This window comes from Desulfovibrio legallii (assembly GCF_900102485.1).
GTDB lineage: Bacteria > Desulfobacterota > Desulfovibrionia > Desulfovibrionales > Desulfovibrionaceae > Desulfovibrio > Desulfovibrio legallii_A.
In genome coordinates, this window is sequence record NZ_FNBX01000005.1 from 128782 (window position 1) to 141368 (window position 12587).

General features: G+C 62.6%; 9 protein-coding genes. 1 reads left to right on the forward strand and 8 read right to left on the reverse strand.

Annotated features, from left to right (window positions below; genetic code table 11):
- Nucleotides 1-86: 86 nt before the first annotated feature.
- Entirely contained in the window at nt 87-956 is an 870-nt protein-coding gene (locus tag BLS55_RS04810; RefSeq protein ID WP_092153225.1) for a hypothetical protein, read from the forward strand.
- A gap of 213 nt (nt 957-1169) precedes the next feature.
- On the opposite strand, the gene BLS55_RS04815 is transcribed toward BLS55_RS04810, so the two are convergent.
- From BLS55_RS04815 to BLS55_RS04850, 8 genes are all read right to left on the reverse strand, one after another.
- Nucleotides 1170-2696 carry an HlyD family type I secretion periplasmic adaptor subunit gene (locus BLS55_RS04815; protein WP_180365399.1) on the reverse strand — a complete coding sequence of 509 codons (1527 nt, stop codon included), beginning with the start codon at nt 2694-2696 and terminating at the stop codon, nt 1170-1172.
- On the reverse strand, nt 2693-5215 hold the full coding sequence (locus tag BLS55_RS04820; RefSeq protein ID WP_092153227.1) for an ABC transporter transmembrane domain-containing protein: 2523 nt from the start codon (nt 5213-5215) through the stop codon (nt 2693-2695). The genes BLS55_RS04815 and BLS55_RS04820 overlap by 4 nt, the downstream gene beginning before the upstream one ends.
- Before the next feature lie 20 nt (nt 5216-5235).
- Complete coding sequence (locus tag BLS55_RS04825) at nt 5236-6456, reverse strand: glycosyltransferase (RefSeq protein ID WP_092153228.1); 1221 nt, start codon at nt 6454-6456, stop codon at nt 5236-5238.
- 190 nt (nt 6457-6646) lie between these two features.
- Nucleotides 6647-7561 carry a D-alanine--D-alanine ligase family protein gene (locus tag BLS55_RS04830; RefSeq protein ID WP_092153229.1) on the reverse strand — a complete coding sequence of 305 codons (915 nt, stop codon included), beginning with the start codon at nt 7559-7561 and terminating at the stop codon, nt 6647-6649.
- The gene (locus tag BLS55_RS04835) at nt 7524-8174 is read right to left on the reverse strand and encodes an HDIG domain-containing metalloprotein (RefSeq protein ID WP_092153230.1); all 651 of its coding nucleotides are present in this window, start codon (nt 8172-8174) and stop codon (nt 7524-7526) included. The genes BLS55_RS04830 and BLS55_RS04835 overlap by 38 nt, the downstream gene beginning before the upstream one ends.
- A 109-nt stretch (nt 8175-8283) precedes the next feature.
- The gene (locus BLS55_RS04840) at nt 8284-8949 is read right to left on the reverse strand and encodes a hypothetical protein (protein WP_092153231.1); all 666 of its coding nucleotides are present in this window, start codon (nt 8947-8949) and stop codon (nt 8284-8286) included.
- 12 nt (nt 8950-8961) lie between these two features.
- Nucleotides 8962-10203: a type III sulfide quinone reductase, selenoprotein subtype gene (sqr, locus tag BLS55_RS04845; RefSeq protein ID WP_092153255.1), complete on the reverse strand. Its 1242-nt coding sequence runs from the start codon at nt 10201-10203 to the stop codon at nt 8962-8964.
- Between the two features lie 624 nt (nt 10204-10827).
- On the reverse strand, nt 10828-12525 hold the full coding sequence (locus BLS55_RS04850; protein ID WP_092153232.1) for an AMP-binding protein: 1698 nt from the start codon (nt 12523-12525) through the stop codon (nt 10828-10830).
- Between the last annotated feature and the right edge of the window lie 62 nt (nt 12526-12587).

A 12587-nucleotide genomic window follows, 5' to 3' on the forward strand; every position in this document is an offset into this window, starting at 1 on the left:
CAAGTGCCGCCCCCCCCCTTTGACATTTGGGACCGAGCGGCTATGCTGCAGCATGCGTCTTCGCCGCCTGGAGGTGCAGAGTTTTTATGCTGATCCTCAAACTGCAACCCCTCACCGACGCCTTTGACTGGCTGCATGTGGCCTGGGAGCACGCCGCCACCCAGCGCCGCGTGGCCTTCTGCATCCTCTGGGTCTACCTGCTGGCCCTGCTGGGCGTGGAGCTGCGCCGCCAGGGGCTTCTGCCGCCCTGGCTTGCCGCCATGACGCCCGCCAGCCATTTTTACGCCATCCACCTGGCCTTTACGCTCATCCTGGTGCTGGAGGTCATGGGCCTTATTCTGGTCATCCCCAGTTCGCTTTCGCAATCCATGGGCAAACAGTTTGAGATCCTTACCCTCATCCTGCTGCGCAACGCCTTCAAAGAGCTGGCCCACCTGCCGGAACCGGTGAGCGTGGTCAACGGCATGCAGCCCGTGTACAATATTGCCGTTTCCGGCGCGGGCGCGCTTTGCGTTTACCTTTGCCTGGGGCTTTACCGGCGCATGGCCAGACGCCACCCGCACTTTATCCAGACGCCGCAGCTGCGCATGGGCTATGTGCTGAGCAAAAAACTGCTGGCGCTGACCCTGTTCTGCGTTTTTCTGGTCATCGGCATCCGGGATTTTATCCTCTTTATCCGCACCGGCGCGGACCAGAATTTTTTTGAAACCCTCTACACGGTGCTCATTTTTGCGGACATCGCCCTGGTGCTTATTGCCCAGCGCTACATGCCCGCCTTCCACGCCGTATTCCGCAATTCCGGCTTTGTCATCGGCACCTTGCTCATGCGGCTGGCGCTCTCTGCCAGCCCGCTCTGGAGCCCCGCCATCGGCCTTTTCGCCGCGCTTTTCGTCCTGGCCCTGACCTGGGGCACCAATTATTTCACACCTGACGGGGACACTCCCGCTGCCGGCTGACGCGCGCAGCCTTTGCGACCTGACCCTGAGGGCTGCAAACCAGCGGCAAGACGGACAGCGTCAGGGCTTTGCTGCCATGCTTCGTCAGGAGGACGCCTGACGCATCCTCATGAGGAAGAAAAGTTTCTTGAAGGATGGGGGGTGTGGGGGGAAGGGAACTTTTGTGAACAAAAGTTCCCTTCCCCCCACAAAAAACTCCTGTCCAGCGGCCCCTTATCGGGGTTCGCGCAGGCTTTGGTCGAAGCCGGCGATGATAGGATAGAGGAAGTATTCAATAATGCGGCGTTCGCCCACGTTGATTTCGGCGGAGACGGTCATGCCGGGCAGAATGGTGAAGCCCTGGGGCAGGCTGCGCATGCTGGACAGGGGATCCGGCGGCAGTTCCAGGCGGGCGCGGTAAACGCTTTGTTCGCCGGCGGCGGTTTTTTTGAGGAAGGCGTCTTCGCTGACGGCCAGGACGGTGGCGTCGATTTTGCCGTGCTTCTGGAAGGGCATGGTGGCGAGTTTGACGCGGGCGGTCTGGCCCACGCGCACATAGCCGATATCCTGGGGCTGAATTTCCACGTCCACTTCCAGGGGGCTGTTGAGGGGCACCAGGGTAACCAGGGCTTCGGCTTCATCGGCCACGGAGCCCACGTTGCGCTTGGCCACCTCCAGCACCACGGCGTCCATGGGCGCGCGGATGTTGACGAGCTCATTCATTTTCTGCGCTTTATTGAGCTGTTCGCGGGCCTGGTCCAGGTCACGCCGCACGGTGACCATCTCCTGGGCGGTGCTGCTGCGCCAGCCGGTGAGGTAAGCGGCCTTGTCCGCTTCCACGCTGGCGGCTTCGTAGCGCAGCTCCTGGATGCTGCTGTCCAGGCGGAGCACGTCGCTCTCCACGGTGAGGCGGTCTTTTTTCACCTCCAGGAAGCCGGCGCGGGCCTCGATGCCCTGCTCATAGAGCTTGCGGCGCATTTCTTCAAATTCGCGATAGATCTTCAGGCGTTCCTTGCGGCGCTGGAGGTCCTCGATGGTGGAGGCAATTTCCGAGACCAGGCGTTTTTCCTGCTCTTCATAGGTGCGGATGCGGGCGGCGAACTCCGCATGCCGGTTCTGGTAAATATCGGCCTGCACGCGCTGTTCGCGCTGCTGGGAGGCATTGAGGGGCGGGGCCTCCGGAGCCGGCGGCGGGGGGTAGGTGGTTTCGTCCATTTCGCACTGCAGGCGGGCGGCGTGGGCGGAGAGGCTGATGATGCGCTCCTGCAGCTGGGAGAGATCGGCCTGGGCAAAGGTGGGGTCCAGCACCACCAGGAGGTCGCCTTTGTGGACGCGCTGGCCCATGACCACGCGGATATCCTTGACGAGCGAGATGCTGTAGGACTGCAGCACCACCGGGGTGGCCACGGTAACGATTTTGCCCTCGGCGGAGACGATTTTGTCGATCTTGCCCACAATGGCCCAGATGATGAGCACGCAGAGCACGCCGGCCAGGGTAAAGAGGGTCCAGCGGGCGCCCAGGGGCGGCGTGGCGCGCTCCAGCAGGACGCGGTCGGGCTGGAAGCGCAGAATGTCGCGCGGCACCTCGCGCTGTTGCTGGGGCTGCTGGGGCTGATCCGCTGCAGGGGCGGCGCCTGCCGCAGGGGCGTCGCCTGCCGTGACGGGCAAAGACAGCGGCGGGGGCGACGCGGGCCGGAAGCGGGCGGGCAGCAGCGCAAGGCAGCGCGCCCGCAGAAGGGCAAGGAAGGACGGCAGGCTCACAGCACCCCCTGTTGAACGGCGTTCTGGCGATCCCAAAGCGCGCGGTAGATGGGGCACTCGGCATAGACTTTTTCGTGGGGGCCCGCGCCCACCAGGCGGCCGTTGTCCAGCACCAGGATCTGGTCGGCATGGCGCAGCATGGAAAGGCGGTGGCTTACGATGATCATGGTGCGGCCCCTGCCGATGGTATTGATGTTGCCCTGGATTTCGGCTTCGCTTTCGGGGTCCAGGGCGCTGGTGGCTTCGTCAAAAATCATGAGCTTGGGATCCGTGAGCAGGGCGCGGGCAATGGCCAGGCGCTGGCGCTGCCCGCCGGAGAGGTTGGAGCCGCCCTCCTCCAGCACGGTATTGTAGCCTTCGGGCAGTTTTTCAATGAACTCGTGGGCTGCGGCCATGCGGGAGGCGTGGACAATTTCTTCCAGGGTGGCCGTGGGCCTGGTCATGGCGATATTGTCGCGCACGCGGCCGCGGAAGAGGAAGTTTTCCTGCAGCACCACGCCGATGGAACGGCGCAGGTGGGCCATGTCAATATCGCGGATATTGTGGTTGTCTATCCAGATATCGCCTTCCTGCAAGGGCTGCAGGCGCTGGATAAGCCGGGTGAGCGTGCTCTTGCCCGAGCCGGAGCGCCCCACAACGCCCAGCACGCTGCCCGCCGGGCAGTCGAAGCTCACGTCCGAGAGGGCGGGCGCGCCGTCCTTGGTGTAGCGGAAGGTGAGGTTGCGGCAGCGGATGGCCCCGTTAATGCGGGGCAGCACGCCGCGCGCGCCGCCGTCTTCCGGGGGTTCGTCCATCACCTGGGCCAGCATGCGCATGGAGATGCCCGTTTCCTGGTACTGCTGGATAAGCCCGGCAATCTGCACCAGGGGGCCCGTAACGCGGGCGGAGTACATGTTAAAAGCCACCAACGCGCCCACGGTCATGGTGTTGTCAAAGACCTGGTAGACGCCCCACCAGATGATGGCCAGGGTCATGCACTTCTGCATCACCTGCATGAAGGTGCTGATGGCGATGGACATTTTGCCCACGCGGAAGCGCATGCCCGTAGCCACGGCGGCGCGGTTGTCCCAGCCGCGACGGCGCAGGGGCTCCAGCGAGAGGGATTTGACGGTGGGCATGGCCCGGATGTTTTCCACCAGAAAGGCCTGACGTTCGCCCTCAGTGGCGTAAAGATCCTGCAGGCGCTGGCGGAAGGGCCCCATAGCCAGGAAGATGATCAGCGCGGAAAGGCCGGAAAAAAGCAGCACCAGCACGGTCAGCCGCCAGCTGTAGGCAAAAAGGATGGGCAGCACCACAAAGAGGGAGACGCTGTCCAGCATGGCCCCGAACAACCGGCCCGTGAGAAATTCGCGGATTTTTTCCGGCTGCTGCATGTGCTTGATAAGCACGCCGGCCGGGGTGCGCTCAAAAAACGGCAAGGCCACGCTGGTAAGGTGCTCAAAGGTGCGGATGGCCAGGCGCAGATCAATGACGCTGGTGGCGTAGAGCAGCAGGTAAGAGCGCAACCAGCCGAAAACGGCCTCAAAGATGATGGCCGCCAGCATGCCCAGGGCCAGCACGTGGAGGGTTATTTCCGCGTGGTGGGTCACCACGCGGTCAATAATAATCTGGAAAAACAGCGGCATGGCCAAGCCCAGCACCTGCAGGGCAATGGCGGCCAGGCCCACTTCGGCCATATTGGCCTTCATCTGCTTTATTTCGTTGAGAAAGAACGAGAAGCCAAACTTTTTGGGCGGCGGGGGAATGGCGCTTTCCACATGCAGGGATTTGACAAAGGTCACCTGCCCGGTGAGCAGGGGCTCCACCTCGGCCCTGGGCAGGGTGACGTGCCCGGCAAAGGGGCGGTCGGGGTTTTCGATTTCCAGGCCGCCGTCCTCGTGGATCTGCCAGAGGATGAGCAGCCCCCCGCCCTGGCAGTGCAAAATGGCCGGCAAGGCGGACTGCATCTGCATAAGGCCGTCCAGGCCCAGAGCTGCCGTATGGCCCTGAAAGCCGTTGTCCCCCAGCATGCGCAAAAAGAGTTTGGGGTCCGGCTCGCCGTTCTGGAGCAGGTAGGCGTGGATAAGGTCGTCGGCGGCCAGGTCTTTGTTGTAGTGGCGGGCAATGCTCACCAGGGCCTGCACATGCCGATGGGGCTGCCGCTGGGGGGTCAGCAGCAGGGCCACGCCCGCGCACTGGGGCTCCAGCTCGGCAAAGGGGACGTTGATCTGCTTGAGGGGCTTTTGGGTCGGATCAATAATGCTGGCCAGGGGCTTGCCGCGCACCTTGCCCACAAACAGCACGGAAGCGCCGTTTTTGAGCAGCAGCGCCACGGGGCCGGCCAGGGGCCGGGCAGCAATATCCGCCAAAGGCTCCTCTCGCACCACATTGACGCCAAGCCCCAGGCGCTGCCCCAGCGCCTCAAGGTCCGCTTCCGACACAGAACCTTTCTGGGGCACGCTCACGGATGCGGGCGCGGGCAGTTTGCACAAATGCGCGGCCAGCGCCAGGCAGGGAACAACGGAAGTAGGAAATTGCATGGTTGCCTTTTTGCGTGGGCTTACGCCTGATTCAGGTAATACGCGGCCTTAAGCAGGGCCACATGGCGGGGCAGCAGTTTGTGCAGGGCGTAGCGGTTCAGGATGGTCTTGCGGGCATTGGCCCGCACCCTGTCCAGCTTTTCACGGTTGGCCAGGCAGGCGGCCACGCGCCGGGCCAGGGCCTCATGGTCCCAGAAATCCGTCAGAAAGCCGTTGACGCCGTCCTGCACCACTTCGCGCACGGGTTCGGTATTGGAGGCCACCAGCAGGCAGCCGCAGCTCATGGCCTCCAGCATGGACCAGGAGAGCACAAAGGGCGCGGTGAGGTAGACGTGCACGTCTGAGGCGCGCAACAGCGCCCGGTACTGGTCGTAAGGCTGAAAGGGGATGAAGTGCACCCGGCTGTCGTCCACCGTCACTTCTTCGCGCAGCACGTCCTTCCAGGTTTTGCCGTCCTTGCGCTTGCCGCTGTAGGCCGCGCGGTCGTCGGCCATAATGACCACGTGGGCCCTGGGCCGGGCCGCCAGCAGGGAAGGCAGGCTGCGGTAAAAGGTGGGAAAGCCGCGGTAGGGCTCCAGCCCGCGCGTGGCGTAGGTGACGATTTCCCCGGCCTGCGAGAGGTCCAGCCCCTTAAGCCTGAGGGGCGTTTTGGCCTGGGGCGCAAAAAACTGGGTGTCAATGCCGTCGTGCAGGGTATGGATTTTGTGCAGAAATTCCGGCGGATGCTGGGTGCGCTGCCATTCCGTGGGGGCAATGCCCAGCACGCATTCCTTAAGGGCCGAAAGCGTGCACATGTTGCTCTGGCGGTTTTCGGCGCGGGTATTGAGCGCCACGGGCTTGTCGCCGGCAAAAAAGCGCGTGTCCGCATTGGCGGAGTAATACCACTCAAAAAAACCGGCGTGGGCCGCCTCCGGAAAAATGTCCGGCGCGTAGATGCAGCAGCCGAAACCCACATGCCCGTAGATGAGATCCGGCCGGTAGCCCTCCTTGCGCAGCGCCACCATGGCGTCGGCAAAGCGCTCGCCCTGCGCAAGCAGGGTCAGGTACTTTTTGCGCGGGGAGCTGGGGGTTTTTTCTTCCGTCGGCAGAGGCACCTGACGCCATTCCACGCCGGGCACATTGAGGTCTTTACGCCGGTAGTGGGAAAGAAAAAGCACCTTATTGGCCGGGTCCGCAGCCAGCTCCACGGCCAGACGGTGGAACTGACCGGGGAAATTGTTGTGGGCCAGAAGAATATTCATAGGCTTCCATCTACAGGCTAAACTACCAGCGCTATCGGGCGCAGATACGTTTTCGTTGATTGCGGCCAGTGAAAAACTTGTTCAATCTATGCCAATGCCGTATAGCGGTCAAGAACAAGGGCCCACACAGCGCAAGCGCCGCCGGAAAACCTCCGGCGGCGCTTGCCTGCGTAAAAAAATAGTTTTTTGCTCAGCTGTGGGCGTGTTCCCGCAAGCCAAGCTCTATAAGCCGCTCCAGCAGCTGCCCGAAATCCATGCCCAGGGCGCGGGCCTCCCGGGGCACCAGGCTGGTGGCGGTCATGCCGGGCAGAGTATTGACCTCCAGCAGGCTCAGGCTGTCGTCCGGGCCCAGGATGAAGTCGGCCCGGCTGTAGCCCGCAAGCCCCAGGGCGCGGTGGGCGGCCAGGGAGATCCGCTGCGCCCTGGCCGTCAGTTCCGGCCCGATGGGCGCGGGGCAAAGCTCGCGCGCGCCGTCGCTGGCGTATTTGCTTTTGTAGTCAAAAAAATCCCCGGCCAGGGGCTCGATGAGGATGGGGGGCAAGGCCTCCTCGCCCAGGACGCCGCAGGTCACTTCCCGCCCCGGCAGCACGGGCTCCAGCAGGGCCTCGTCCCCGGCGGCGAAGATGGACGCAAGCACCGCGTCCAGCTCCTGTTTGTCGCGGGCGCGGCCCAGACGCAGGGAAGAGCCCCCGGTGTTGCTTTTGGCGAACAGGGGGTAGGGCAGGCGGGGCCGCCAGCCCGGCGGCGGAGGCTGGGGCAGAAATTCCCAATCCGCTGTGGGCAGGCCCGCCTGGCGGAAGATCTGCTTGGCCGCGGCCTTGTTCAGGGCCAGAAAGGAGCCCGCCGGCCCGGCCCCCTGGTAGGGGCAGCCCACCCGCTCCAGCATGGCCTGCACCAGGCCGTCCTCTCCGGGCGCGCCGTGCAGGTTGATGAGGGCAAAGTCATACGCCTGCGCCGTCTGGAGCAGACTGTCGAAGGATTCCAGCAGATCAAACAGGGTGACGCTGTGCCCGCGCGCAACGAGGGCCTGACGCATGGCTGCGGCCCCGCTGAGCGAGACCTCGCGCTCAGTGGACCAACCGCCCGCAATCAAAAGAATTTTCATGCAAGGACCATCCCAGCAGCGCCGCAAGAGCGCCTTCAATGGTTTTGCCCTGTCGGTAGGCGGCGCGGATGCCCTCACGGGCTTCCTCACTGCGGCCGTAGCGTTGGAGGAGGTCGTCGTACCGTTCTTCCAGGGTGACGCAGACGTCGTGGCGCACGCGCTTGTCGGCATACATGACAAAGAAAGGCAGGGCGCAGATATCCCGCCCCTGGGGCAGATCCCAGGGCCACCACACATGGAGCATGACGCCCTGGGCCACGGCGTAGTTGCCCGTTTCGGCCACGGTCCAGGCCGCGCCCAGCTGGGCGTGGCTGCCGCCGTAACGGACGCAGTAGGTTTTGGCGAGATCGTGCAGCAAGGCGCTGGCGCGTACCTGGGCGGCCTTTACGGGCAGGCCCAGAGCCTCGGCCCGCTGCGCCAGGGCTGTGGCAATGTGGGCCACCAACAGGGAGTGCCGCCGGATGTTGGGCAGCATGGCGTACTTCTCCCAGAGGGCGAAGCAGGCTGCGTCTTCGGGCGCGGCAACAGACCCGCTTCTGCCGCACAGCTGGGGCAGAAAGGGCAGCGCGGCCAGCGGGCTGGCGGGGGGCGCGACAGAACCTGCGACATTCATGGCCGGAGTATGCCAGCAAGCCCCGGCCCTGGCAAGGCGCGGCGGCGCGCAAAAGCGCGGGACGGGCCGTGCGGCAGCAGGGGCCGCCGCACGGCCCGTCCCGGATCGGCTATTGGGGCGCGCTTTGCCCGCCGGCTTTGCCGAGCGTTCTGGTCAGCTCCGCCAGCAGGCCCAGAGCCTGCCTGCCCTCCGAGCTGCGCAGGGTTGCGAGCAGGCCCAGCAAGCCCGTGGGCCTGGCCTGGGCCAGGTCAATTTCTCCTGCGGCATCCAGCAGGCGGGTTATTCTGGCCTGCAGTTCAGGGTCGGCAAGGCGCTGCAGCTGCCGGGTCAGAAACGCAAGGCCTGCGCCCAGCCGGGCTATGTCCTCCGGGCCCTGACCCTCCAGCCAGCCGCCACCCGCGCGCTTGAGGGCGGCGAGTTTTTCAAACACGCCGTCTTTTTCCCAGGCGTCCATTTTGGCAATGACGTGCGGGAAGGTCGGCCCCACCGCGGGGTGCAGGATGCGCCACAGGTCCGAGAGGTTTTCCAGCTGGTCGAGCAGCCAGGTGAGCTTGGGGACGCTGAGCAGCCCTTTTCTGCCCAGGTCCAGGATGTCGTCCAGCGAAACCCTGCCGTTGAGGCATTCCAGCTCTTCGACAAGCAGGCGAAAAGCATGGTTGCCGATGGGCGTCAGCTGCTCCATGAGGGCCCGGCTGTTTTCCCCGCGTTCCTGCAGGGCCGCGAGCCTGCCTTCAATGGCCTCCAGGCGCTCCAGAATCTTTTCTTCAGATGTCATACGGCCTCCGGACTACTTGGAGCGCAGCAAGGAGGTGTCTTTCCCTGCAAGATACAGATTGGGTTCAAAAGGAAGCTCATGTCCCTTCATCATAAGGTTGTAGTACACCCACTTGAACATGAGCTTGCCCCAATAATTGATGTGGCTTTCGCCCAGCAGTTCAAAGGGGCCGACCCCAGGCAGCGGAAACATGCCCGGCAGCGGCTCCACGGCATAGCTGAAGTCGATGAGAGAGGCCTTTTCAAAGCCCGTGACGATAAAGCAGTTGGTGTGCCCGTCAAACCGGTAGTAATTGTCTGTGCCTTCAATGTCGGACATCAGGTTCTGGGCAATGACATCGGACTCAAAATGGGCGACGGATCCGGCCTTGGAAGCCGGAACATTGGTCGCGTCGCCGATGACGTACATATTTTCAAACTGTTTGGCCCGCAGAAGCTCCTTATCCGTATCCACAAAGCCGGTCACGTCGGCGATGCCCGATTCCACAAGGAAAGGCTGCCCCAGATTGGGGGGGATGGTCACCAGAAGGTCATAGGGGATTTCATCGCCCGTTACCGAGGCGATGACGGAACGGCCCGCATCCACGCTGTCCACGCTCCAGTTGGTGGTGACCTTGATGCCCTTTTTGGCGCACAGCGCCCCCAGGATTTCATTGGCCACAGGCTTGGTAAAGGCCCCAGTGAGGGGGGTAACCAGCTCAATTTCCACATGGTCGCGCACGCCCATCTTCTGCAGGTACCAGTCCGCCATGTAGACGAACTCCAGCGGCGCTACGGGGCACTTGATGGGCGTTTCGCAAATGTGCAGCACAAGCCGCCCTTTTTTGAAATGCTTCAGCTTGTCATACAGGGCGGCCGCGCCGTCGGGAGTGTAGAAATTGTGGATTTTGCCGCCCCAGTCGTCCATAAGGCCGGGGACTTCCTCCGGGGCAATCCGGGCCCCGGTGGCGATGATAATCCAGTCGTACGCATAGGTGCCGTTCTGGCAGACGACCTTCCGTTGCGTCGCGTCCACGGCGGTAATCGTATCCAGCACAAAATGGACGCCGCGAACGACAAAGTCTTTCTTGGGGCGGACGCAGCCTTGGGGCGTATCCACGCCGAAAGGCACCAGCAGCCAGCCGGGTTGGTAGTGGTGGACGGGGTCACGATCCAGGAGCGTTATTTCCCACTCCCGTTCACTGAGAAGTTTTCTCATTTTCGTGGCCATCATGGTCCCGCCGGCGCCGGCGCCAAGAATAAGCAGTTTTTTCATAATATTCACCAAACGTTGCAGATAGGCTGTAGGCCGTAAGAGGCTTGCCGGATACGAGTCGTAACGGCCGGTACGACATAATCATAGCAAGCAAGTATGTTTTATGCTTAGCACAAAAAATTCCTGATTGCACCATATATGTCAATAAAATTTGGTAAGTAGCATATAAATACTATTAAAATAGTATGATTTTGACGGTAAAACGCGCAGCGCAGAGGAGCTGATGGAGCGGGGGAGCGAAGGGAGGGAGTTGCGCCGGACCTGATCGCAGGATTGTTGCCCTGCGGGCACGGCGACATGTTTTTTGTGCAGGGGGTCAAGGGCGGGGCGCTGCGCTCCCGCGCCCCTTTATGCCGCGCTCAACTGCCGGGAAAGGATGTCATAATTATGAAAAAAGGGAGGGGGGTCATAAATTTCGAGAATGCATATTCTCAAAGGTACGCTGCCCTATAAGGAAAAACTGCCCACACGGCAGCCCTTCACAGCGGTGCAAACGCCTTCCCAGGGTACGCCTTGCGCGTCCCCTGAGGGGAGAAAAGTTTTTTGAAGGGAAGGGGGGGGGGTGGGGGGAGGGGAAACTTTTGTTCACAAAAGTTTCCCCTCCCCCCCACAAAAAACTTTCCGCTACTTCGGCAGATCCGCTTGATCCTGCATGGCTTCGGGCCAGAGCTGGGCGGCCATTTCACGCAGTTTGTATTTCTGGATTTTGCCGCTGGCGGTGAGGGGGAAGCCGGAGACTATTTCCACATACTTAGGAATTTTGAACCAGGCGATTTTGCCTCGGCAGAAGTCGCGCACGTCTTCGGGGCGGATGTCCACGCCGGGGCGGGGGATGACGAAGGTGCCCACTTCTTCGCCGTATTTGCGGCTGGGCACGGCCACCACCTGCACGTCCAGCACGCCGGGCATGCTCATAAGGTATTCTTCCACCTCGCGGGGATAGACGTTTTCGCCGCCGCGGATGATCATATCCTTAATGCGGCCGGTGACGCGCAGATAGCCGTTTTCGTCCATAACGCCCAGGTCGCCGGAGTGCAGCCAGCCTTCGGGGCTGATGGCGGCGGCCGTGGCTTCGGGCATATTGTAGTAGCCCTTCATGATATTGTAGCCGCGGCAGAGGATTTCGCCCACCTGGCCGCGGGGCAGCTCTTCGCAGGTCTGCGGATCGCCCACGCGCACTTCAATGCCGGGCATGGCGCAGCCCACGGTTTCGCAGCGCAGGGGCATGGGGTCGTGAATATCCGACTGGGTCATGACCGGCGAGGCCTCGGTAAGGCCGTAGCAGATGGTGATCTCCTTCATGTTCATGTCCTCCACCACCCGGCGCATGAGGGGCTCCGGGCAGACGGAACCGGCCATGATGCCCGTGCGCAGGCAGGAGACGTCAAAGCGGCGGAAGAGCTTGTGCTCCAGCTCGGCCAGAAACATGGTGGGCACGCCGTAAAGGGCCGTGCAGCGCTCGCTGTCCACGGCGGCCAGCACCTTGAGGGCATTGAAGGATTCCAGAATCACCATGGTGGCCCCGTGGTTGACGCAGGCCGAAACCCCCAGCACGCAGCCGAAGCAATGGAACAGGGGCACGGGCAGGCAAACGCGGTCGTTGGGGCCGAAATTCTGGTGTTTGCCTATCCAGTAGCCGTTGAGGCCCACGCCCACATGGGTGAGCATAACCCCGCGCGGAAAGCCCGTGGTGCCGGAGGTATACTGCATGTTAATGGCGTCCCAGGGGTCCAGGGAGGCCTGGCGGGCCAGGTAATCCGCATCGTCCACCATATCGGCCAGGGAGAGCACCTCTGGCACGGAATACATGCCCCGGTGCTTTTCCGCGCCCAGAAAGAACACCCGCTTGAGGTGGGGCAGGCTTTTGCAGACAAAAGATTCGTGCGACTGAAAACGCAGCTCCGGCGCGATGCGGTAGAAGGTCTCCAGGTAGTCGTGGTCGCGCAGGCTATCAATAAGAAAGACGTTCTCGCACTCGGACTGGGTGAGCAGGTAGCGCAGCTCGTGCTCGCGGTAGTTGGTGTTCACCGTGATGAGCACCGCCCCGATCTTGGCCGTGGCAAACTGCAGGGCCACCCAGTAGGGCACGTTGGTGGCCCACACCGCCACCTTTTCGCCCTTTTTCACGCCCAGGGCCATGAGCCCTTTGGCAAAGCGGTCCACCATGGCCCCGAACTCCCGCCAGGTCTGGCGGTAGCTGCGGTCCGCATAGACCACGGCCTCATTGTCCGGATACCGCGCCACCGTGTGGTCCAGCACCTGCCCCAGGGTCCACTCGCGCAGCTCAAACTGCGCCTGGCGCTCGCGAACTTTCTCGTCCATGCTTTCCTCCTGAGGCATCAGGTTGCGGGGAGGGAGTTTTTGTGGTGGAGGGAAACGTTTGT